This is a genomic window from Flavobacteriales bacterium (assembly GCA_016704485.1).
Classification (GTDB): Bacteria; Bacteroidota; Bacteroidia; order Flavobacteriales_F; family PHOS-HE28; genus PHOS-HE28.
This window is the reverse complement of record JADJAA010000002.1, coordinates 442,019-463,515: the sequence shown is the minus strand read 5'-3', so window position 1 is coordinate 463,515 and position 21,497 is coordinate 442,019. Positions and strand designations below refer to the sequence as shown.

Here is a 21,497-nt window from a genome sequence, read left to right as displayed (position 1 = left end):
CCTTTCCTATTTTAGCAGTGCAAAATTATCCGGTCCGTTCTATTGTTCCGGACGGCAGTGACTTGGGAATCACTTTTAAGCAAATGGGCATTTCGTGAGTATAATAGGTTCGGGTAGAGATTTGACCAAGCGGTATGTTCAAAATCAAGAAAAGGAATAAAAGAAAGTCGAGGCTTAGCAAAAGAGCTTCAAATACTGACGTACCCACCCTTTTCTGGGCTCAACAATGCCACCTCCATTGAACGTCGACTTACACTTAAATTTGGTTTTTCAAGGCCCATTTGTCATTCTGAAATTCGGCTATCTTCAATTCAGAGCAGGTGATTTGTACTTCTTTAATCTCTTATCGATACCCTAAATAGAAATTGCGCCAAAATGTCTCCCGCCTTTCGAATTATGCTTAAATTAACATCCGAATAATTTCCAATTGTTAACCAGGAAAAACATTAGCCATGAGCAAACAAAGCTTAACTAAAAAAACTAAAGTTGTTTTTCCATGGCTAATCATGATCTTGATGTCTTCCGTAACTTTTGTTGGCATACTATCTGAGTTGATGCCATCGGGGGTTCTTCCGCAAATAATGGCCGATTTAAATATTAGTGAGGTGCAAACCGGTAACCTGGTGGGTTACTACGCCATCGCTTCTGCTATTTTCGCAATACCTCTCATTTCAATGACAATGCGTTTCAACCGCAAATATTTATTGTTGATCTTGCTTGGTGGGTTTGCTATTTCCAATATTGTAGCAGGGTTTTTAAATGACTATACCGCTATTATTGCCCTAAGGGTCGTCGGAGGAATTTGTGCTGGTGTGATGTGGCCAATGATAGCAGCTTACGGAATGCGACTTGTAGATGAAAAGCAACACGGGAAGGCCATCGCAGTGATAATGGCAGGAAATACGTTGGGTATTAGTATCGGAATGCCCATTGTTACTTCTATCGGAAACAACTATGGATGGCGTACCGAATTTATTGGTCTTGGAGTCGTTATTCTTATTATTGCCTTGATCAGTTTTTTTACATTGCCATCCACACCGGGAGAGAAACTTACCAATAGCTCCTCGCCCTTAGCACTCTTAAAAATACCGGCAGTATTGCTTGTAGTTCTGCTTACACTGCTTGGTGTGATCGGGCATTATGGGGTATACGTGTATATCACAAGCCTAGTAGATGAAATTCAGCTGGCCGGAGGGATCGAAAGTGCCTTGCTACTTTTTGGTACGGGCTCTTTGATTTCTGTTTTGTTGGCAATAAAATACACCGACAAGCACTTGAGACTGCTAACGATATCCATGTTTGCTTTGCTAATTATTTCTATGGCTGTTTTTCTCATGTTCGGTAGAACTATAGGTATGGGGCATTTAGCCTTCTTTTTATGGGGGCTGTCGTTTGGCCCGCTAGTGACCTTGTTACAAGCGGCCGTAAGCAGGCAAGTAGAGAGTGCGATAGATGTAGCCACTTCGGTACAGTCTTCCGTATTTAATTCATCCATAATGCTTGCAACTTCTGTAGCAGGGCTGCTACTCGGAATTTATTCTCCCATGAGTTTGATCTATTTTGCAATTGCCTTGGCTATACCGGGTCTGCTCATTTCCTTTTTTGCTAAAAAGACGTTAGGTTAGCTTTGTATAGAAATTCAGTTTGTAATGAAAAAGACCGTTATCTTTATTGATAACGGTCTTTTTGTGTTAATGCGCAATAATGCAGAAGTATGTTTATAGACTCAATGGAATTGAGTACGCCATTTCCTTTCTGCGGAATAGGAAGTCCCCATTACGTACAGAAGCCAATACATCAACTCTTTTCCGAATGGCTTCGTAAACCGAATCTTCATTCAACACAATAAAATTGGCTGCTTTACCTACTTCTAAACCATAACTGTCCTGAATGTTCATGCAACGTGCACCGTTATAAGTGATTAGATCAAAATTTGTTTTTACATCATCCGAAGACATAATTTGAGCTAAGTGAATTCCATTGTCCAAAATATTCATCATGTTACCATTCCCCATTGGATACCATGGATCGTTGATAGAGTCTTGAGCAAAAGCTACATTTATTCCGTATTCTATAAATTCCTTCACTCTCGTTAATCCACGACGTTTAGGATAGGTGTCTTGACGACCTTGTAGATAGACATTTTCAGTTGGACACGAGATAAAGTTAATCTCACTCTTTTTGAATATATCCATCATTCTAAAGGCATAAGAATCATCTGCGGAACCAAAAGAACACGTATGACTTGCTGTGGCTTTACTACCATAACCTTCTAAGTAAACAAGTGCATTTAATAGTTCTAAAAAGCGCGAATGCGGATCATCAGTTTCGTCACAATGTACATCAATCAATTTGTCATATTTTAGAGCAAGCTCAACAGTATCGTGAATGGATTTTTCACCAAACTCTCTAGCAGGTTCATAATGTGGAATTCCACCTACTGCATCAGCTCCCATTCTAAGTGCTTCTTCCACTAAATCTCGTCCACCTTTATACATGTACATTCCTTCTTGTGGAAAGGCAACAATTTGAATATCAACAATATCTTTTAAATCTTGTTTCATTTCCAACATTGCTTTTAGCGCTGTAAAGTTGGGATCTGTCACATCTATATGTGTTCTAATATGTTGTACACCTTGGGAAACTTCGTCTTTAATCCCCTTCATAGCCAACCTTTTTACGCTTTCTACAGTTAGCGTTTTTTTGAATTGTGGCCATAATTCTATCGCTTCGAACAAGGTTCCAGAACCAGCACCTTCTTGCCCAAGTTCCGATAATGTATAAACATAGTCTAAATGTAAATGTGGATCTACATAAGGTGGCAATACTAGTTTGCCATTAAGATCAATTTCTTCATCGCATTTGGGCAAATCAGTTCCTATTTGACTGATTTTTCCATTTTCTACAATTATTTCAGTTGCAGCTTCGTTGCGATAAATTTTCGCATTAAAAAACTTCTTCTTCATGGTTGATGAATTTAACGTTAGTGAATATTTTACGTTCTCTATTTCTGTGCATTCGTACCAACCCATTTTTCAAAGGCTTCGATAAAGCTCTTCAAGAATCCTTTGGTGGAGTCGTTCTTCAGGTTTCCTTCAGCGTCAAAAAGTTCGGTAGCTCCACTGATGTAAGCTTCTGGTTGTGCCATAGTAGGCACGTTAGCGAACGTTAGAGACTGCCTCAAATGGTGATTGGCTCCAAAGCCACCGATACCACCAATGGATACGCTTACAATAGCGCCAGGTTTTCCGCCCCAGGAATTTTGTCCATAAGGTCGAGAACCGACATCTATGGCGTTCTTCAAGACCCCAGGTACAGAGCGATTGTATTCAGGAGTGAAGAATAGAAGCCCGTCTGAAGCATTGATCTGTTCCTTGAACGATAGCCATTCTTCAGGCGGATCGCTTTCTAGATCTTCATTGAACATTGGAAGGCCTGATATATCCACCAGTTCCATTGACAATGCCCCTGGTGCCATAGCCATCATAGCTTTGGCTATTTTTAAGTTAAAGGACTCTTTACGAAGACTTCCTACGATAACTGCAATTTTATGCTTTTTCATGACAGTGCGTGGATCTGTGCTGTTTCGATTTACGTTGGACCGAAGCTACAGAACAGAAGCGAAACTTCTCAGATCTGCTAAAGAGTGATGGTCGGGGCGCAGCATAGAGCTTTGTATATCGGCAGATTTAATCCGCGCGTTGCTGTGCAAATGACTGATCTACGCGAAGAACCTTTGTACATCACACAACCTATCAAAATCCGTTGATAGCTCCTGTATCCGACAGATGTGAACAATTGTGGTATGTAATTGAAGACTATCCCAATGCATTTATGGCACTGAAATACGCCCTTAGCAATACGTAGAAGAACCATAGTGTGTCCAATGGGCTGGTGACATGACCATAGGTAATCACAATTTCAGAACTTCCGCTGCATTAATGCATAGCGTCTTGACATTAAGCCTAATCATACTACTAGAAGGAATCTCAAAAATAAGCATTGCCTAAGTTATCTATGAACACTGGGCTTTGATCAACTTTTTAATGTTCCAGTTGATCTTCTTCTTTGGCGCAATGTACTTCGCTAAGAAAAGCGATGGACATCAGCGACAAGCAATGGGAAGTGTTGGAAAAACCGCTTACAAGTATTTTTCATAAGAGCGAAACACGTGGCAGGCCCAGACAAGATCCACGTGCGGTGCTTAACGGGATCTTGTGGATATGCCGGACCGGTGCACCATGGGCAGATCTACCTGGCAGATACCCGCCATACCAGACTTGCCATCGGTACCACAAACACTGGTGCAAGAGCGGTTCTTGGGATAAACTGCTGCATGCTCTTGCATCGGATCTACGCGATCGAGGAAGATCGACATTACCGAATGCTTTATCGATGGCACCTTCGCAAGTGCCAAAAAAGGGGGGCTTGTGTTGGACCTACTAAGAAAGGGAAAGGCACCAAGATCATGGCAGTCACAGACGCTGTTGGTATTCCTCTCACCGTACGGGCCTTTAGCGCCAGCACCCATGAAGTAAAGCTAGCCGATAGGACGATCCGTTCGTGTGCCATAAAGCCCAAACGTGTGATCGCCGACAGGGCGTACGACAGTGACAAACTAAGACGCACATTGAAGAAACGCGGAATCCAACTGGTATGTCCGCACAGGAGTAACAGAAAACGACAAGTGCATCAAGATGGACGGGAATTACGGCGCTACAAACGCCGCTGGAAGGTCGAAAGGTTGTTCGCGTGGTTGTTTAACTCGCGCCGTACATTCGTTCGGTATGAATACCATGCAGACCTCTTCTTAGGCATGGTGCAGTTGGCTTGCGTAATGATAATTCTCAAAAGTTATTTTTGAGATGGCTTCTAATATGACAAGATCACTCCACCAGCTCCCGATACAAGGTCCGCCGCTGCAAAGACCCGAATGTCCGGTAAACGAAATAGACAAACCCGTCATTCACTTGTACCTCTTCCGGAAACGGATGTCCCAGCGCAAATGCTTTACCGAAGGAACCGGTAGTGGTATCTATAGCACGTAGCGTGGTGATCGGTCCATGTGAAAATTGCGCATAGACCGTTCCAGTACTTGCATCCTGCACTAAGTGGTCCCAACGCTCTCGCCCGCAGCTTTCACTGAAGTGCACTTCGCCTGCGGGTTGCAAGTCCAATGCGTATTTGCGGATGGTTTGCTTGTATTTGTCGAACACGCATAACGTGTCGTTCATCCGGAACAATGGCGCATAAGGCACTTTGAAATAAAGGTGTTCGTAGAATCGTGTCATATAGCCCGCAATGATCTCCTTGTCGATGCCAAGTTCTGTTTCCAAGTTCATGGCGATGACTTTGTTGGTACCGGTCATGTACTTGTATTCACTGCGGAACAGCTCAACCAGAAATTCATCCTCTACGGAACAAAAGGCGTTTGCTTCATTTCGTTCCGGGTCATACGCAATGTGGCTGAATGCAGGATAGGTATGGGAAAGGTTGCTGCCCAATAAATAGCCAGGCACACTGTCGGTCCATGGAAGGATCCCGTCATGAAGCACTTGTTTATCTATTGGATGCAGGATGATATCCGCGCTTTCTTCATGGGCATACCAAGCCATTGAACGGCCCTCAATGATCGGCTGCTGATCGCGATCATGGTACAGTGCAAGTACCTCTCCATCCAGGTCGACAACAGACCGTTCATTGAACAGCGTATCCAACAAATACATCCGTGCGCCTTTGAATACTTGCTCGCCAACCGATCCAGTGCTATGCCAGAGCTTTGGCTTTTCATAGACCAGCACCCACAGGCCATCACCGTTCACATGGTAAGCCCCAACATGCAGGTCTTTTCGTTGATACACCACTTCCGGCCCGGACCTGATCACAACAGGCAAAAGCTCTTCGGACCTTGATGATAAGTACACAACCAATTGTTCGTCCTGATCAACTTCGCTCCACTTGATCGTTCGACGTTGGTTGTAGTAACCAGTGAACGAGAACTCGAGCTCAACACTTCGCTTCGAGCTGGAACGTAATTTGAATTCCCCTACATTATCTGTGATCGCATCGCCGTGTTCTCCACCTTTTACATGCACTCCGGCCAATGGAAAGCCTCCTGCGCTATCCAATACCAGTCCCGAGTAGGATCCATTTTGTGCGTTGCACAACGGTCCCATGGAGAACAGTAAAATGACCAACATGATATGGATCTTCATCCCCAATGTGTTACTAATTTAGGATGCATGGCATTCTGATATTGCATAAATTCACCTCAATTATTACGTGTCCGATCAATTCTTTGCATGGCAGAACGGCTCAACTATGACCATTACAAAGTGCTGGGTGTGCGCAATGACGCAAGCTCGGAAACCATTAAGCGTGCGTATCGTGATCGTGTGAAACAATGTCATCCGGACGTGAATGCTTCGCCTGGTGCTCACACGCGGTTCATCCTGGTCAGCGAGGCCTACAACGTGCTTAGCGACCCGTATCGCCGCATGATCTTCGACCATCATTTGGTCGGTCATTGTTCAAAACACGTCACTCCTAAAGCAACGGATAGACGCCGGAAAGCTTCGCATCAACACGACGCGGAACAGGATCGTAGTGTGCCTTATTTTGCATTTGTCGGACTCCATCTTACAGGTTTGATCTTTGGCATTTCGATCGTTCTTGGCGTTATGGCCGGCTACACATTGCTTGATTGGCCAGCATACGTAATGCTCTTGACCGTACCCGGTCTAGTAGTAATTCCCGATAGTATTGATGGGTTGAGGATCGCAATGCGCAGCAATACGGATAGACCGTGATGATATTGCGCTTCTGTGATAAGTTCAATATCCCAAAACAAGAAAAGACCTTAAAAAGGTCTTTTCTTGTTCAGATCATTTGAATTACGTCAAACAGGGACCATCCATCCATATGGATCAGCAATCCTTCCCAGACGGATATCGCTCAGAACAGTGCCAATACTATTCGCGATCTCACGGTTCGAAACTTCGGGAAGCTCGAAACGTTCTCCGTTGTGCGTAATGCTTTGGATGTGTGCGATCGTAGCAGCAGTTCCAGCTCCAAATGCAGAACGCAGTGTTCCTTTTCGTGCCGCTTCCACTATTTCCTTTACGCTGACCTTCCTGGTTTCCACTTTGTTTCCTTGATCACCGGCGATGCGTAGAATGCTATCGCGTGTAATGCCATGGAGTATGGTCCCATCCAGGTCAGGGGTCACCAGTGTACCATCGATGTTGAAGAATACGTTCATCGTGCCGCTCTCTTCGATGTGTTCATGGGTAAGTCCATCCGTCCAGATCAGCTGATCGAAACCTTCCTTAGCTCCTAACATCGCGGGATAAAGACCACCCGCATAATTTCCTCCGCACTTCGCCTCACCAGTACCTCCTGGAAATGCCCGGCTGTATTTGGTCTCTATCTTTACATTCACTGGTTTGGCGTAATAACCTCGCACAGGTCCAGTGAAAATGATGAATTTATAACCATCGCTCGGTCGCACTCCGATGTATTCATCACTGGCGAACATGAACGGACGGATGTACATCGCGGATTCCTCTCCGTCCGGGATCCAATTGCGATCCAAACGCACAAGTTCGATCAATGCCTCCAAGAACAGATCTTCCGGTATATGCGGCATGCACATGCGTTCCGTGCTCTTGTTCATGCGCGCTATATTCTCCTTCGGTCTGAATATGGCGGTCGTACCATTCTTTTGTTTGTACGCCTTCATTCCCTCAAAAATGGTCTGGCTGTAATGCAACACCAAACTTGCTGGACTCATCCGAAGATCTGCGAACGGTGAAATTGTAGGTGTCCGCCACTCTCCATCCTTATAGTCCATCATGAACATATGGTCGCAGAATACTCGACCGAACTTGATATTCGCGAGGTCTGTATCAGGCAATCGTGAGGCAGTGGTCGGTTGTATGGCTATCTTTTGCCCGGTGGTTATCATCCAACTTCGTCTTTATCTGTTAATAACAAATGTAGCGTTTTGGACATGCCACGAACTGACATATCCGTTCCACAAGATATAAAAGATGCTAACTAAGGGCGGTTATTCGCCACTATCGATCAATGAGGTCCTCCAAAAATACTGGGGACATACTGATTTTCGACCCAAGCAGGAAGAGATCATTCACGCTGTGATGGCCGGTAAGGACACACTTGCCCTTTTACCAACAGGAGGTGGAAAAAGCGTGTGTTTCCAGGTGCCCGCGCTTGCCATGGGGAAACTTTGTTTGGTTGTGTCACCATTGATCGCATTGATGAAAGACCAAGTTGAACACTTGCAAAAGGCAGGTGTGGCAGCACGCGCGATCACTTCCGGAATGTCCTATCCGGAAATGGAGAATGTGCTCGAAAGCGCAGCCGTTGGCAAACTTTCGTTCCTCTATGTTTCGCCGGAACGGTTGGGAAGTGAGCTTTTCGAAGCTCGTCTTCCACGGCTTCCTTTGGGTTTGATTGCCATTGATGAAGCACATTGTATTTCACAATGGGGTTATGATTTCAGGCCGGCGTACTTAAAGATCCGACTTGTACGGGAGCGGGTGCCGAACATACCCGTGCTTGCACTTACGGCATCAGCGACCAGCGTGGTGGCAACGGATATCATGGAGAAACTCGCCTTCCGTGGACCGCACATGGTACGAGGCAGTTTTCTACGGCCTGAATTGGTCCTATGGACCAGCCAAGGAGATGATAAGCACGGACGTTTGCTTCGGGTAATGCAAAAGGTTGATGGTAGTTCCATTGTGTATTTAAGGACCAGAAAAGGAACGATCCGTACAGCCCGATTCCTACACCATCACGGCATCTCGGCAGAAGCATATCATGCGGGGCTAAGTTCCGCCGAGCGTGATCGTATCCAAAAGGAATGGACTTCCGGAAAACTACGGTGCGTAGTAGCTACGAACGCTTTCGGGATGGGGATCGACAAGCCCGACGTACGTGCCGTTGTGCATATGGAGCTACCTCCGGATATGGAGAGCTTGTACCAGGAAGCAGGACGCGGTGGGCGAGATGGAAAAATGGCTTATGCCTTCCTGATCGTAGGACCTGGAGATGATGAGAATTTGCGCGACCGCACACTGGCGGCTTTCCCTGAACTTACGGATGTGAGGCGTGTTTACCAAGCTTTCGCGGATATCCATGGGATCGCACTTGGTTCAGGTGAGCTGGAAACGTATGATCTCGATACAGCGGCGTTGAGCACTCGCACTTCCTTGCCGCCAACCGTTGTTCACCATTCGCTCAAAGCATTGGAGCTCGATGGCAAGATCGTGTTATCAGAAGGCGTTAGTTCTCCTTCTCGTGTGTTCATTCGTACGACACATAAGGTTGTCTATGACTTGCGTGTTACCAGCAAAAAGCATGGACCCATCTTGGAAGCATTGCTAAGACTCTATGGTGGTCTCTACGAGGAAAGTGCGGTTGTTGATGAAGTTCGTCTTGCAAAACTGATAGGTACTGATGCCCGCAAGGTCAATTCCTTATTGAAGGAATTGGACCATCAAAAAATGATAGCCTACAAACCAAAGAATGATGCCCCTACGGTAACGCTGCTCACACCGCGCGTGGATTCCGACCGGCTTAGGCTTGACCCGGCCGCTTTGGAACTGCGGAAACAACGTGCCATGCAACGTTTAGAAGCTATGTTGGCATACGTAAAGAATACGAGCACCTGTCGGGTCCGCGTCCTACTCTCCTATTTCGATGAGCCCGACCTCAATGATTGTGGCCAATGCGATGTATGTCGAGCGGCGGTTGCTTATACACCGGGTCCTGTCAGTAGCGCAGTGAATGAGCCCTTGACGGAATTCGATATACCCGATCGTGAGAAACGGTGGAGGAATGACGAATTCGAAAAGCCATCAGCAAAAGATCAATGAATTCTGTTCTGAACACGCTTCCTTCCAGCTTCTATCAAGGAACGGATGTTGTTCGTATTGCACGTGAACTACTTGGAAAAGTGATCGTGACCAACTTTAACGGGATACGCACTTCTGGTATCATTACGGAAACCGAAGCATATGCAGGAGCGACCGATAAAGCTTCTCATGCTCACGGAGGCAAACGCACAGCGCGTAACGAACCCATGTACGCAGCGGGAGGAATTGCTTATGTATATCTATGCTATGGGATCCATCATCTATTCAATGTGGTGACCAATGTTACCGGTGTCCCGCATGCGGTCTTGGTAAGGGCCATGCATCCGACAACGGGGTTACCAACCATGAAGGAAAGACGTGGTTCCGATACGCTCACCACCGCTGGTCCGGGTACGTTGACGCAAGCGCTCGGCATTCGGACCGATCATTCCGGAACAGACCTTTCTTCCGGCCTAATTCGGTTGGAGGATCATGGAATTACTGTAACGCCATCGCACGTGATCGTTGGGCCACGTATCGGGATCGACTATGCCGGACCGGATGCTTTATTGCCATATCGATTCCGGATCGCACCTTCGCACCTACTATGAACAACGACCGCATTATTTTCATGGGTACTCCAGAGTTTGCTGTGGGTACACTTAACGCATTGGTCTCTGCTGGGTTAGATGTAGCGGCTGTGATCACGGCACCCGATAAACCCGCAGGACGTGGGAGGCAGTTGCGTGGATCGGCAGTTAAAGAGCGCGCATTGGAATTGAATATTCCTGTACTTCAACCACCCAAGTTGAAGGACCCCGCATTCTTGGAAGAACTGGACCAGATCAATGCGTCGCTTTATGTTGTTGTTGCATTCCGCATGTTGCCAGAGGTCGTATGGAACAGACCGGAATATGGTACGGTCAACTTGCATGCATCCCTATTACCTGACTATCGTGGAGCGGCTCCGATCAACTGGGCGGTGATCAATGGTGAACGTACCACGGGCGTTACCACATTCAAGATCCAGCATGCCATCGACACTGGTGATATCCTTTTACAAGCGCCACTGGAGATCGGACCGGATGAAACCGCTGGTGAACTGCATGATCGAATGATGGTCATTGGTGCGACACTCATGGTCCGTACAGTTCATGACCTGTTCAATGGTACCGCAATAGCCAGACCACAAGTCCTACCAGTAGATCGCGAACCGCGTGTTGCACCCAAGATCGGACCTGAACGAACCCGGATCCATTTCAACGGAACAGCACGTTCAGTTCATGATCTTGTGCGCGGTATGTCTCCATTCCCAGGAGCTTGGTGCCACTGGCAAAGTGAAGGAACTACTTCTCACTTCAAGGTATTGCGGACACGAATGACCAATACATCGTGTACAGAGGAACCGGGTACTGTGCGCATTCTTGAAGGTGTAATGCAAATTGCATGTTCAGACAAATGGATAGAAGCAATGGAGGTACAAGCAGAAGGCAAACGACGGATGAACGCTAAAGAATTCGTACACGGTCTTCGAACCATTCATGGTATCTCACTGTTGTGAATTTACGTTCACTTTGATATGGGTCCTGCTAAGATAAGCGCTGAACTACCGTTGACTCAACGACTAGTAAGTTCAAAACGAGCGGTTTCTAAAAACCTTGCTGGGGGCGGGATACAGAGACAGTTATCAACAAAACGCCCTGTTTATCAACATTCTGACCCTTTTACGCCTGAAACCCTTGACAGACGGGCATTTCCAAATACATTTGTCCCAGAGTCCACTAACAACTAACCAATTCAAAAACTAACTGACATGGGATTGAACAAAGCAGAATTGATCGAATCGATCGCAGCAGATGCAAAACTTTCAAAGGCTGATGCAAAGCGTGCATTGGATGCATTTGTAACTAGCACTACCAAAGCGTTGAAGAAAGGCGAGCGCGTAGCTCTCGTTGGCTTCGGTACATTCTCCATCACCAAGCGTGCTGCACGCAAAGGTCGTAACCCACAGACCGGTAAGGAGATCAAGATCGCAGCTAAGAAAGTTGTGAAGTTCAAAGCTGGTGCGGATCTTTCCAGCAAAGTGAAGTAAGAACTTCCACTTATCATTCTTGAGGATCCCTCGCTTCGGCGGGGGATCCTCTTTTTATGGATATACCATCGTCCGATCCCCTGCTCTTCTGCAAGAGTTGTACATGGATCATCCATTGAGCATTACACTTGTATCAATGACCGATCAAGAACTCTACGAGAAGCTTTCAGCCTTTGTCACGGACCATAAACGCAACTTGTTCGATGAGCTTGCTGCTGAGCGAACCTATCATATAACTGCGGTAATGGAGGACATCTATCAACCGCACAATGCCAGTGCCGTGGTCCGTACTGCGGACCTACTCGGAATTCAACGGCTGCATATCATTGAGAACCGCAACAAGTTCACCGTGAATCCCGACGTCACATTGGGGTCTTCCAAATGGGTGGACATAGAACGGCATCATGAACATGAGAACAATACGATGCGGTGTATTGAAAAACTGCGCGATCAAGGTTATGGGATCGTAGTTACTTCACCCCGTGCCCCAGAAATCACACCGGGCACCATTGCCCTGGATAAGCCATTGGCATTCTGTTTCGGAACTGAATTGACAGGGGCTAGTGACGAGTTGATGGAACATGCTGATCACCAATTGCGCATACCGATGTACGGGTTCACGGAGAGCTATAACATCTCGGTCTCTGCCGCCATTACGTTGTACACCGTGATGGAAAGACTACGCACAAGCGACATCAAGTGGCGCTTATCGGAGAAAGAACTGTTCGAACTGAAATTGAAATGGACGAGAAAAACAGTACAAAGCGCAGCGCATTTGGAAGAACATTTCAGACGCACATCAGATCCTTCTTCGACTGACCATTGACCCGGAGATCATCAATGGTACCAACGATCATCTACGATCGTGTCGTTCAATGAAGCATCATGGGATCGATCGCTTCTTTGCGATCGAACTTGAACGGCACATGCACGTCTCCCATGAAGCTGTTGACATATCCGCGTTGAAAAGTGAAACCTAATTCGTATGACCCTCGTTGAAGCACGCGAATACATTTGGCGAAATCATTAACAAGAACAAAACAATGGGAAAAGGTGATAAGAAAACCAAGAAAGGAAAACGCACCATCGGAAGCGCTGGTGTTAGTCGTCCTTCGAAACGTAAGAAACGTGCAGCTGCTGCCAAGAAAACGACCGCTGAAAAGGCGGCACCGAAGAAGGTCGCTAAAAAGGCTGCTCCGAAAAAAGTAGTTGCGAAAAAAGTTGCGACCAAGACAGCCGCTCCGAAAAAGGCTGCGGCTAAAACAGCCGCTCCGAAAAAAGCGGCTGCTAAAAAAGCTGCCCCGAAAAAAGCGGCTGCTAAAAAAGCATCTGCTGTAAAGCCGACCGCGAAGAAAGTTACCCGTAAGAAGGTTACTAAGCGTGCTGACGCGAAAAAGCCGACCGCTAAGAAAGTTGCTCCGAAGAAAGCTGCTAAGAAGACCGCGAAGAAGGTTGTAAAGCGCGCTGCCGCAAAGAAGCCAACTGCTAAGAAAGCTGCTCCAAAAAAGGCAGCGCCTAAGAAGGTTGCAAAGAAGACCACCGCTGCGAAGAAGAAGTAATTCTAAATTCGTTACAGAAGCAAAGACCCCTCATCAACGAGGGGTCTTCTGCATTATGGATATTATACCCATTCGAACTACAGAATCCGCCGATCTACTCGCTCTTCGGACTATTCCATAATTCGAAATGGTAATGGGTCCTACTACGGTTGTAGACGCAAACGTATCCACTCATCTCCTGCATGCTCGAATACGATCCTGTCATGCATTCGATCTGCGCGTCCCTGCCAGAATTCGATCCGTACTGGCTTAACACGGATCCCACCCCAATGCAACGGGCGCGGAATATCCTCTTCTCCAAAACGTTCAACCCACCGCGAATACCGTTCATCCATTTCTTCTCTTGTCCCTGCGGCTCTGCTCTGATCACTTGCCCACGCACCGATCCGACTCTCGCGTGGCCGTGAAGCAAAATATGCATCGCTCTCTTCGGCAGTGACATGTTCTGCCTTTCCCTCAATTCGTACTTGCCGTTCGAATTCCGGCCAGAAGAATGTTAACGCAGCACGCGGGTCGCGTTCCAGATCCATTGCCTTGCGACTATTCTGGTTCGTATAGAACACGAATCCGTTCTGATCGAATTTCTGTAGATAAACAATACGGCAGCTTATCGTAACCGAGCCAGCCGTCGCCAACGACATTGCTTTCGGTTCCAGAACATTTTCAGAGTTGGCCTCTCCGTACCAGCGATCGAACAAGGCAATGGGGTCATTACCAGCCTCGTTCTCGATCAATTTATGCTTTCTAAAATCCGTTCGCTTGTTATCCTGATCCATTCTCTTCTCGAATTTCTTGGCCGCTAAGTTATTCGCCAAACACACACTACTCGAAAGCGTTCAATACACCCTACCAATTTCAATTGATCACTGATATTCACGAAAAGGAATTCCGCTGCCAAGCTTATCCTGCAAGCCTGATCCGGTATTGTTTCCAAGCCAAGACCGTACCTTGTAGCATAATATGAGCAATAACTTTCTTGATCTACGACCAGAGAACAAACTCGAACCAGCGCGAGGAAGGTTATTGGTCAGCGAACCGTTTCTACCGGATCCCTATTTCCGAAGAACCGTTGTACTTCTCTGTGAGCATAACGATGAAGGGTCTTTTGGATTCGTATTGAACCGGCATATGGATATGGACATCGATCAACTTATGGATAGAATGCCACCGATAGGATCGAAAGTGAGCATCGGCGGACCCGTGCAGAGCAGCAATCTTTATTACTTGCACACGCTCGGACCACACCTTGATGGCAGCACTGAAGTTGTTGATGGTGTCCACATGGGTGGAGATTTCGATCAGTTGAGATCCATCCTCAGCACAGATCCAAAACTGGCAAGGCACGTGCGTTTTTTCGTAGGGTATTCCGGATGGACCGAAGGTCAGCTTGATAAGGAGTTAGCTGAACGTGCATGGCTGGTCGCCAATGTCGACAAAAAGCGGATCATGCACACCGGTAAAAAGAACATTTGGGCAGAAACGCTGCGCGATATGGGACCGGAATTTGCTCCACTCGCCAATTTTCCTGATGACCCGGCGTTGAATTGACCCGATCACTGGTCTAGTGTCTTCTTGATCAAATGCTCCAATAACGTACCTGCCAATCTATGCGTGTAACGCTTTGTGCGGTATGTCGCAACCCAGCGAATTCCGGAGACGGCGTTCGTAAAGAACAACTCATCCGCAGCCAATAAATTCTGTGGGTTCAACGAGCACTCATAAACTTTGATCCCGTGTTTCAGTGCCAAATTGATCACCTGTGCGCGCATCACACCACCTATGCATCCATCGGTCAGTGAAGGTGTATATAGCACACCATTGCTAACAATGAATATATTCCCGCTGCTGCTTTCAATGATATTTCCACGCTCGTTCTGCAGCATGCAATCATCCAGGCCACGGTCCGTACACCACAATGATGCCATCACATAAAGCTGGCAGTTCAACGTCTTATGAACCGAAAGTTCATTGATTGGCTTACGGGTCTCTGGCCAAATATCCACCATCAACCCCTGTTCATTCAATGTGTGATGTTGATCCTCCAAAGACGTTACTTCAAACGTGAATCCTCCGGTATTCGAAGTCGGTCGGTAATTTCCATTTCCGCCACGATATAGTGTAAATCGGCATCTCCCTCCGTGAAGACCGCACTGCTCGGCCAACTCCAATGCGTATTGTTCAAAAGAACGTACGTCCAGACCAACTGGGAGCCCGATCCGCAACAATCCTGCACCCGTTACTAGTCTTGCCCAATGCGAATCAGCGAAACACAAGCGACCTTTAATGATGCGCATGCTCTCGAACAACCCATCTCCATAATGGAATGCGCGGTTACGTAACGTTATGACCGGTTCGTTTCCGGGCACAACTTTACCATTCACGTTCACTAGGTCTTTCATCCTCTTGATACTACGTTCAACACAATAGGAAGCAACTCCCCATTTGCAGGTACAAGAATACCACGAACTCCCGCTGCTTCGGCTGCTTGCACGTCGCGATCCCGATCTCCGATCATAGCGGACCCTTCCAGTTGAAGGCCATGCCGAGCAATAGCTCGTTCTAACAGCAATGATCCTGGCTTGCGACAAAGGCACTTTCCTTGTTCAGGATGATGCGGGCAATAGAAAATATCGGTCAAGTGAACACCTGCTACTGAAAGTTCGGCCTCAAGATACGCATGTACTTTGGCAACATCATCATGCCCATACATACCCAGACCGATGCCGCTCTGGTTGGTAATTACGATCAAGGCAAATCCTGCATCCTGTGCCTTTCGCAACGCTTGCGCAACATCCGGTAATAGCTCCGTATCCTCAACCTTCCACGTATGGATCCCGCGCTCTTTGTTGATCACTCCATCGCGATCCAGGAAAAGTGCTCTGCGCTTCATAGACCAAGTGAAGATTGGAAACTACCAATGCTAATGATCAGCTGAGGCTCCAATAAGGCTGTGTACACAAGGCCAAATACCGCTCCATAGAAGTGGGCATCGTGCGCGACATTGTCCGTGCTTTGCTTATCCATGTACCACGAATAGGCCAAATACAGACCACCGAATACCCAAGCTGGCATTGGCACCGGAATGAATAGCATTTCCACGGATCGGGTCGGTAACATTAAGATCTGGGCGAACAATACGGCACTCACTGCTCCGCTTGCACCCACTGCTCTATATGAAGGGTTCAGAATATGTTTCTTGTAGGATGGGATCGACGCGAACAACACTCCACCGAAATAAAGCCCTAGAAACGGTAGTAGCCGACCTCCATCGGTGATCATGGAGTACAACATTTCCACGCTCGTGCCGAACATCCAAAGCACGAACATGTTCACGGCAAGATGCGTCCAGTTGGCGTGCACGAATGCATGTGAAATGAAGCGATGGTATTCCTTACGCGCATTGATAACATACGGCTCAAACAACAAATAGGTGTAGAATTCCCTATTGCTGAAGGCTATGATCGATACCGCTGCGGTAACGATGATGATGATCAGAGTGATCGAGATGGTCAAAATTCCAAGGTATGTGCCGAAGATATCCCCTTCGGATCAATACGTATGATCACGCACGATCCGCCAACCTTTCCGCTCCTTTGTCCAAAGCAATGAAAATCCACCACTTAACGTATCCGCCGTGCGTGCCAACGCCCACGTCCCGGTCACCCAAGCATGCTCATTGCCTACGGGAACAACCTCATTAATACCGAAGTTCAACTGCCCCATGGCGGCTTTGTCCGGATAAGAGCGCTCATAATTCGCTGTAACACCTTCCTTTCCGCACGTGGTTCCTTTGGAACTGATGAAACAGATCGTATCCGAATAACTGCTCATGAAACCTTTGATGTCTCCTGCGTTCCAAGCTTTTTGTTGTTCGGTCATGGCCACTCGGATAGCGCTTTGATCGCGTACTACTGGCCCGTCACCACAGCTGAATAGGACAATGATCGGAAAATACTTCCACATGCCGATATAACTACTAGGAAATGCGTTGCAAGAAAGGCCCCGGTATCATACCGAGGCCTTTCTCAAAATTCCAGTAGCGCGAGGGAGACTTGAACTCCCGACCTCAGGATTATGAATCCTGCGCTCTAACCAGCTGAGCTACCGCGCCATAAGTCCCCAAGCTGCGATCCAAGGGGCGGCAAATATAAAACTTGATGCCATAGGTTCCACGAAACCTGTGATAGTCATGGAAATGGTTGAAAATTACATCGACTTGCAAAGGCACTGGTTTTCTCTATCTTTAGCCGCAACGCAGTGTACGCGAATATTACCACCATGGCCAAGAAGAAGACCGTTATTAAAAAAGGCAGACCGAACTCGCCTAAGAAGAATTCAACGGTTAAGAAGAAGAGAAAAACTGTTACACCCAAGAAAAAAACTGCGCCTGTGAAAAAAGCTGCAACATCGAAAACTGGGCGCATAGCTGCCAAAAAAAGTGCAGGCAAAGCGAAACCAGCCACGACCAAGAAGGTTGCCGGTAAGAAGCCTGTAGCGAAAAAAAGTGCATCGAAACCTGTTTCTCGTACTAAAACCACCATCGTAAAGAAAAAAGCAGCCAAGGCGGCAATTCCCAAAGTGGCGAAGAAAATAGCCCGTCCGGCACCGAAAAAGGGAAATTCACCCAAACCATCAGCTGCATCCAAGGTTCCGAAAAAACTGGCCAGCACAACCAAGAAGACCGCAAAGACACCAAAGCCTGTGGTTGAAAAAGTTATTGCGAAACCCAAGATCATTGCCAAAACAGTGACTAAGAAAGCCACAGCTCCGATCGCAAAGCCAACTGAAGCGGCCGCTCCGGCCAAAGCAATAAAGAACAGCCCCGCAGTACCTCTAAAAGAGGCCAAAAAGCCGCTGAAGCAGCGGGTCCAGATGGAATTCAACGTGCGCAGTGCGCCTACCGTACTCTACGACTTGATCTCCACTCCGAGTGGATTTGCGGAATGGTACTGTGTGGATGTTGATGTTCAGGATGACCAGTACACGTTCAAATGGGAGGATGGTGAAGAAGAGGCCACAACGTTGATCGGGCGTAAACTGGGCGAGGTGATCCGTTTCCACCGAAATGATGATGAGGATGATCCGGATTCATTCTTTGAGTTCCGCATCCGTATTGATGATATGACCAATGATGTGGCGTTGATCGTAACGGATCATGCTTGGCCGCGCGAAGTGGAATCCGTGCGTAATCTGTGGAATACACAGATCGGGTCACTCATCCGTGTACTTGGGGCTTGATAGCGCTCATCCCTTCCTACTCTTTTACTCCCGACCTTTGTATCCGAACCATTCCGGAATGAAACGGTTGCACATCATGATCATCCGGGCTTTTATAGGGCCCTTGCTGATCACATTCTTGATCGTGCTGTTCATTCTGGTCATGCAATTCCTATGGAAGTACGTCGATGACCTTATGGGCAAAGGACTCGAGTGGTACGTTCTATTGGAATTGATGACCTATGCTACGGCCAGTTTTGTGCCCTTAGCACTGCCACTGGCCATTCTATTGAGCAGCATAATGACCATGGGTGGCCTGGGAGAGAACTCCGAATTGGTGCCGATGAGATCCGCAGGTCTTGGGCTTTTCAAGATCATGAGCCCGTTGGTCATTTTCATTGGGCTGCTCTCGTTGGGCTCATTCTATTTCAGCAACAACCTGTTGCCAATAGCCAATCTGAAATTCCAATCGCTTTTATGGGATGTTACGCGTAAAAAGCCTGCCCTGAACTTACGCCCCGGTATCTTTTACAACGGTATTGATGGCTTCAGTATCCGTGTGCAGGACAAGGACAAGGAAACCGGTACATTGTATGACGTGTTGATCTACGACCACAGAGCAGCGTTCCAAGGAAACCGGACCGTGGTGCGTGCAAAGACCGGTACTATGAGCCGCAGCCCGGATGATCATTACCTATTCCTTTCATTGCACGATGGTCATTTCTATGATGAACACGGACCAGCCGGTAATGATGATGCCAAATATGCCATGATTCGCGGGACGTTCAAAGAGGATAGGTTGCGTTTGGACCTTACTGGCCTGGGTATGGTCCGGACGGATGAGGACCTCTTCAAGGACCATTACAAGATGCTTACCATCGGCCAGTTACAGGTGGCAGAGGATAGCTTGTTGCGATCATTGGATATGCGCATGAGTGAACAACAAGCACATTTACGGAACAGTCTTTACATTTTGCGGGACAAGAAGTTGCATAAGCAGGATACACCTCCCGTTCTTTCGAAGAGTGAGCTATTGCTTGAACCTGCGGAAAAGGCCTTGGAACCCGAGCTCGACCTCCAAGCCCGGAACGCTGTGTATGACGTTGCGACCAATATGGTGCGGAACAACGTCAATTACATCCAACGCAGTTTGGATGAAAGGAAAGGCCGAATTGAACAGGTGAACAGGTTCCGGATCGAATGGCATCGTAAATTGATGCTCGCCTTCGCTTGTCTTGTATTCTTTTTCATTGGTGCGCCTCTGGGAGCCATTATCCGAAAAGGTGGAATGGGACTACCAACCGTCTTCGCTATCATGTTCTTTCTGGTATTCCACATCATTTCATTCTCCATGGAAAAATTAGCCATTGCAGGAGGCATTACACCTTGGCCAGGCATGTGGATCAGTACATTGGTCCTCCTCCCGGTCGGTGTTCTATTAACGTGGAAAGCGGCAACTGATAGCCCACTCTTCGATGCCGATTCGTATTATCGCGGTTGGCAACGTATTCTCTCCCTCTTTAAGCGGTCCGATGCGAATTCTTCAGCTTTGTAATAAACCCCCCTACCCGCCCATTGATGGCGGCACCATGGCCATGCACAACCTGGCCAGGGGGTTGATCAATGCAGGGCACCATGTTAAGGTGTTGTGCATTTCCACTGCTAAGCATGCGTTGAACATGGATGCATTGCCAAAAGAGTTTCGCGAAAGCACCGGTATTGAAGGCGTTTTCGTGGATACTTCCCTGAACGTGGTGGATGCGTTCAATGATCTGCTCAATGCGGACAATTATAATATCAGCCGATTCTTCTCGCCCGATATGGATATCCGATTGATCCGGTTATTGAGCGAAGAGAAGTTCGATATCATTCAGTTGGAGAGCTTGTTCATGACCCCGTACATACCTACCCTTCGCAGGTATACCGGTGCGCCCATTGTTCTGCGTTCTCATAACCTGGAACATGTGATCCAGGAACGGATCGCTATTGGCGAGAAGAATTTTCTTAAGAAACCCTACCGAAAATTCCTTGCCAAGCAATTGCAGGAATATGAAATGGCCGTTCTCGACCGCGTGGACGGCGTCGCGGCGATCAGCCCAGCGGACGCTAAGCATTTCGTTGCCCACGGAACTAAAACCCCGATCATCTCCATACCGTTCGGTGTTGAACCCAATGATTACGAATGGGCACCGCGAACTCATTCCAAAAAGCCCGTATTCTTCCACTTGGGAAGTATGGATTGGTTGCCTAATGAAGAAGGAGTGAGATGGCTGTTGAAGTCGGTTTGGCCAAAAGTGATGGAAAAACGACCTGAAGCGCGTTTGAATCTTGCCGGGAACCGAATGCCGAAAGACCTCATGGGCACCAAGAACAAAGGTGTGCTTTGCCGGGGCCGCGTGAAAGATGCGTTCGACTACATGAAGGCCAGGGACATCATGGTAGTGCCATTGTTCAGTGCCGGCGGCATGCGCGTGAAGATCATTGAGGGCATGGCACTGGGTAAAGCGATCATTTCCACACCCATCGGTGCGGAAGGCATTGCGTACTCGGAGGGTAAGGAGATCTTAATTGCCCGCAATGCAAAGGAATTCGTTGAACACATGATCGCACTTATCGATCACCCTGAAAGGTTGGAAGAATTAGGGCAACATGCCCGCGCGTTGATCGAATCCGCATATGAAGAGAAGAAGATCATCAAAGACCTTGTGGCATTCTACAAGCGTTTGGGCAAGTAATAGCAGTTCGCAG

Annotated in this window: 22 protein-coding genes, 1 tRNA gene and 1 pseudogene; 13 read left to right on the top strand and 11 right to left on the bottom strand. The window is 47.4% G+C overall.

All coding sequences use genetic code 11. From position 1 onward, the window contains the following. The first annotated feature begins 452 nt into the window (after positions 1-452). Positions 453-1,625 (top strand): MFS transporter, encoded by a 1,173-nt coding sequence (locus IPF95_13035; protein MBK6475612.1) that lies wholly within the window; start codon positions 453-455, stop codon positions 1,623-1,625. 93 nt (positions 1,626-1,718) lie between these two features. On the opposite strand, the gene IPF95_13030 is transcribed toward IPF95_13035, so the two are convergent. Together IPF95_13030 and IPF95_13025 are read right to left on the bottom strand one after the other, a co-directional pair. After that, positions 1,719-2,966 (bottom strand): amidohydrolase family protein, encoded by a 1,248-nt coding sequence (locus IPF95_13030; protein MBK6475611.1) that lies wholly within the window; start codon positions 2,964-2,966, stop codon positions 1,719-1,721. Between the two features lie 38 nt (positions 2,967-3,004). Then, on the bottom strand, positions 3,005-3,562 hold the full coding sequence (locus IPF95_13025) for an NAD(P)H-dependent oxidoreductase (GenBank protein ID MBK6475610.1): 558 nt from the start codon (positions 3,560-3,562) through the stop codon (positions 3,005-3,007). A 536-nt stretch (positions 3,563-4,098) separates the two neighbouring features. Here IPF95_13025 and IPF95_13020 point away from each other — a divergent pair. Beyond that, positions 4,099-4,864: pseudogene (locus tag IPF95_13020) on the top strand (IS5 family transposase). A 22-nt stretch (positions 4,865-4,886) separates the two neighbouring features. Here IPF95_13020 and IPF95_13015 read toward each other — a convergent pair. Further along, positions 4,887-6,215 carry a carboxypeptidase-like regulatory domain-containing protein gene (locus IPF95_13015; protein ID MBK6475609.1) on the bottom strand — a complete coding sequence of 443 codons (1,329 nt, stop codon included), beginning with the start codon at positions 6,213-6,215 and terminating at the stop codon, positions 4,887-4,889. An 87-nt stretch (positions 6,216-6,302) separates the two neighbouring features. Between IPF95_13015 and IPF95_13010 the strand changes: the two genes are divergently transcribed. Next, positions 6,303-6,809 carry a J domain-containing protein gene (locus IPF95_13010; GenBank protein ID MBK6475608.1) on the top strand — a complete coding sequence of 169 codons (507 nt, stop codon included), beginning with the start codon at positions 6,303-6,305 and terminating at the stop codon, positions 6,807-6,809. Positions 6,810-6,898: 89 nt separating this feature from the next. Here IPF95_13010 and IPF95_13005 read toward each other — a convergent pair whose 3' ends face one another. Further along, complete coding sequence (locus tag IPF95_13005) at positions 6,899-7,966, bottom strand: branched-chain amino acid aminotransferase (protein ID MBK6475607.1); 1,068 nt, start codon at positions 7,964-7,966, stop codon at positions 6,899-6,901. Positions 7,967-8,051: 85 nt separating this feature from the next. Between IPF95_13005 and IPF95_13000 the strand changes: the two genes are divergently transcribed. The 6 genes from IPF95_13000 (at position 8,052) to IPF95_12975 (ending at position 13,532) form a co-directional block, all read left to right on the top strand. Continuing rightward, positions 8,052-9,902 (top strand): RecQ family ATP-dependent DNA helicase, encoded by a 1,851-nt coding sequence (locus IPF95_13000; GenBank protein ID MBK6475606.1) that lies wholly within the window; start codon positions 8,052-8,054, stop codon positions 9,900-9,902. Beyond that, positions 9,899-10,492, top strand: coding sequence for a DNA-3-methyladenine glycosylase (locus IPF95_12995; GenBank protein ID MBK6475605.1), 594 nt, complete (start codon positions 9,899-9,901; stop codon positions 10,490-10,492). Before IPF95_13000 ends, IPF95_12995 begins: the two co-directional genes overlap by 4 nt. Continuing rightward, positions 10,489-11,442, top strand: a complete 954-nt coding sequence (locus IPF95_12990) for a methionyl-tRNA formyltransferase (GenBank protein MBK6475604.1) — start codon at positions 10,489-10,491, stop codon at positions 11,440-11,442. The genes IPF95_12995 and IPF95_12990 overlap by 4 nt, the downstream gene beginning before the upstream one ends. A 258-nt stretch (positions 11,443-11,700) precedes the next feature. After that, positions 11,701-11,973 carry an HU family DNA-binding protein gene (locus tag IPF95_12985; GenBank protein MBK6475603.1) on the top strand — a complete coding sequence of 91 codons (273 nt, stop codon included), beginning with the start codon at positions 11,701-11,703 and terminating at the stop codon, positions 11,971-11,973. A 136-nt stretch (positions 11,974-12,109) separates the two neighbouring features. Next, positions 12,110-12,799, top strand: coding sequence for an RNA methyltransferase (locus IPF95_12980; protein ID MBK6475602.1), 690 nt, complete (start codon positions 12,110-12,112; stop codon positions 12,797-12,799). Positions 12,800-13,016: 217 nt separating this feature from the next. Beyond that, positions 13,017-13,532 (top strand): 30S ribosomal protein THX, encoded by a 516-nt coding sequence (locus IPF95_12975; GenBank protein ID MBK6475601.1) that lies wholly within the window; start codon positions 13,017-13,019, stop codon positions 13,530-13,532. A gap of 143 nt (positions 13,533-13,675) precedes the next feature. Here IPF95_12975 and pdxH read toward each other — a convergent pair whose 3' ends face one another. Continuing rightward, a complete protein-coding gene (gene pdxH / locus IPF95_12970; protein MBK6475600.1) occupies positions 13,676-14,308 on the bottom strand; it encodes a pyridoxamine 5'-phosphate oxidase in 633 nt (210 codons plus the stop codon). A gap of 184 nt (positions 14,309-14,492) precedes the next feature. On the opposite strand from pdxH, the gene IPF95_12965 reads away from it, so the two are divergent. Then, complete coding sequence (locus IPF95_12965; protein MBK6475599.1) at positions 14,493-15,080, top strand: YqgE/AlgH family protein; 588 nt, start codon at positions 14,493-14,495, stop codon at positions 15,078-15,080. A gap of 5 nt (positions 15,081-15,085) precedes the next feature. Here IPF95_12965 and IPF95_12960 read toward each other — a convergent pair whose 3' ends face one another. The 6 genes from IPF95_12960 to IPF95_12935 all read right to left on the bottom strand — a co-directional run bounded on the left by IPF95_12960 (position 15,086) and on the right by IPF95_12935 (position 18,178). Continuing rightward, positions 15,086-15,931: an aminotransferase class IV gene (locus IPF95_12960; GenBank protein MBK6475598.1), complete on the bottom strand. Its 846-nt coding sequence runs from the start codon at positions 15,929-15,931 to the stop codon at positions 15,086-15,088. Beyond that, positions 15,928-16,422, bottom strand: a complete 495-nt coding sequence (locus IPF95_12955; protein ID MBK6475597.1) for an HAD family hydrolase — start codon at positions 16,420-16,422, stop codon at positions 15,928-15,930. The genes IPF95_12960 and IPF95_12955 overlap by 4 nt, the downstream gene beginning before the upstream one ends. Then, the gene (locus tag IPF95_12950) at positions 16,419-17,045 is read right to left on the bottom strand and encodes a rhomboid family intramembrane serine protease (GenBank protein ID MBK6475596.1); all 627 of its coding nucleotides are present in this window, start codon (positions 17,043-17,045) and stop codon (positions 16,419-16,421) included. Before IPF95_12950 ends, IPF95_12955 begins: the two co-directional genes overlap by 4 nt. A gap of 36 nt (positions 17,046-17,081) precedes the next feature. Beyond that, complete coding sequence (locus tag IPF95_12945; GenBank protein ID MBK6475595.1) at positions 17,082-17,495, bottom strand: nuclear transport factor 2 family protein; 414 nt, start codon at positions 17,493-17,495, stop codon at positions 17,082-17,084. Between the two features lie 74 nt (positions 17,496-17,569). After that, positions 17,570-17,643, bottom strand: a tRNA-Met gene (locus IPF95_12940). A gap of 76 nt (positions 17,644-17,719) precedes the next feature. Further along, positions 17,720-18,178, bottom strand: coding sequence for a hypothetical protein (locus IPF95_12935; protein ID MBK6475594.1), 459 nt, complete (start codon positions 18,176-18,178; stop codon positions 17,720-17,722). Between the two features lie 100 nt (positions 18,179-18,278). On the opposite strand from IPF95_12935, the gene IPF95_12930 reads away from it, so the two are divergent. From IPF95_12930 to IPF95_12920, 3 genes are read left to right on the top strand one after another with little or no spacing between them, the layout of a single operon-like run. Further along, positions 18,279-18,770, top strand: coding sequence for an SRPBCC domain-containing protein (locus tag IPF95_12930; GenBank protein ID MBK6475593.1), 492 nt, complete (start codon positions 18,279-18,281; stop codon positions 18,768-18,770). A gap of 58 nt (positions 18,771-18,828) precedes the next feature. After that, positions 18,829-20,304, top strand: coding sequence for an LptF/LptG family permease (locus IPF95_12925; GenBank protein ID MBK6475592.1), 1,476 nt, complete (start codon positions 18,829-18,831; stop codon positions 20,302-20,304). A 34-nt stretch (positions 20,305-20,338) separates the two neighbouring features. Next, on the top strand, positions 20,339-21,484 hold the full coding sequence (locus IPF95_12920; protein ID MBK6475591.1) for a glycosyltransferase family 4 protein: 1,146 nt from the start codon (positions 20,339-20,341) through the stop codon (positions 21,482-21,484). Positions 21,485-21,497: the final 13 nt, after the last annotated feature.

What these genes read in the sequence shown, in the direction of transcription:
- IPF95_13035 (MBK6475612.1), top strand. Translation starts at nt 453, where the DNA reads ATGAGCAAACAAAGCTTAACTAAAAAAACTAAAGTTGTTTTTCCATGG.
- IPF95_13030 (MBK6475611.1), bottom strand. Translation starts at nt 2,966, where the DNA reads ATGAAGAAGAAGTTTTTTAATGCGAAAATTTATCGCAACGAAGCTGCA.
- IPF95_13025 (MBK6475610.1), bottom strand. Translation starts at nt 3,562, where the DNA reads ATGAAAAAGCATAAAATTGCAGTTATCGTAGGAAGTCTTCGTAAAGAG.
- IPF95_13015 (MBK6475609.1), bottom strand. Translation starts at nt 6,215, where the DNA reads ATGAAGATCCATATCATGTTGGTCATTTTACTGTTCTCCATGGGACCG.
- IPF95_13010 (MBK6475608.1), top strand. Translation starts at nt 6,303, where the DNA reads ATGGCAGAACGGCTCAACTATGACCATTACAAAGTGCTGGGTGTGCGC.
- IPF95_13005 (MBK6475607.1), bottom strand. Translation starts at nt 7,966, where the DNA reads ATGATAACCACCGGGCAAAAGATAGCCATACAACCGACCACTGCCTCA.
- IPF95_13000 (MBK6475606.1), top strand. Translation starts at nt 8,052, where the DNA reads ATGCTAACTAAGGGCGGTTATTCGCCACTATCGATCAATGAGGTCCTC.
- IPF95_12995 (MBK6475605.1), top strand. Translation starts at nt 9,899, where the DNA reads ATGAATTCTGTTCTGAACACGCTTCCTTCCAGCTTCTATCAAGGAACG.
- IPF95_12990 (MBK6475604.1), top strand. Translation starts at nt 10,489, where the DNA reads ATGAACAACGACCGCATTATTTTCATGGGTACTCCAGAGTTTGCTGTG.
- IPF95_12980 (MBK6475602.1), top strand. Translation starts at nt 12,110, where the DNA reads ATGACCGATCAAGAACTCTACGAGAAGCTTTCAGCCTTTGTCACGGAC.
- IPF95_12975 (MBK6475601.1), top strand. Translation starts at nt 13,017, where the DNA reads ATGGGAAAAGGTGATAAGAAAACCAAGAAAGGAAAACGCACCATCGGA.
- pdxH (MBK6475600.1), bottom strand. Translation starts at nt 14,308, where the DNA reads ATGGATCAGGATAACAAGCGAACGGATTTTAGAAAGCATAAATTGATC.
- IPF95_12965 (MBK6475599.1), top strand. Translation starts at nt 14,493, where the DNA reads ATGAGCAATAACTTTCTTGATCTACGACCAGAGAACAAACTCGAACCA.
- IPF95_12960 (MBK6475598.1), bottom strand. Translation starts at nt 15,931, where the DNA reads ATGAAAGACCTAGTGAACGTGAATGGTAAAGTTGTGCCCGGAAACGAA.
- IPF95_12955 (MBK6475597.1), bottom strand. Translation starts at nt 16,422, where the DNA reads ATGAAGCGCAGAGCACTTTTCCTGGATCGCGATGGAGTGATCAACAAA.
- IPF95_12945 (MBK6475595.1), bottom strand. Translation starts at nt 17,495, where the DNA reads ATGTGGAAGTATTTTCCGATCATTGTCCTATTCAGCTGTGGTGACGGG.
- IPF95_12925 (MBK6475592.1), top strand. Translation starts at nt 18,829, where the DNA reads ATGAAACGGTTGCACATCATGATCATCCGGGCTTTTATAGGGCCCTTG.
- IPF95_12920 (MBK6475591.1), top strand. Translation starts at nt 20,339, where the DNA reads ATGGCCATGCACAACCTGGCCAGGGGGTTGATCAATGCAGGGCACCAT.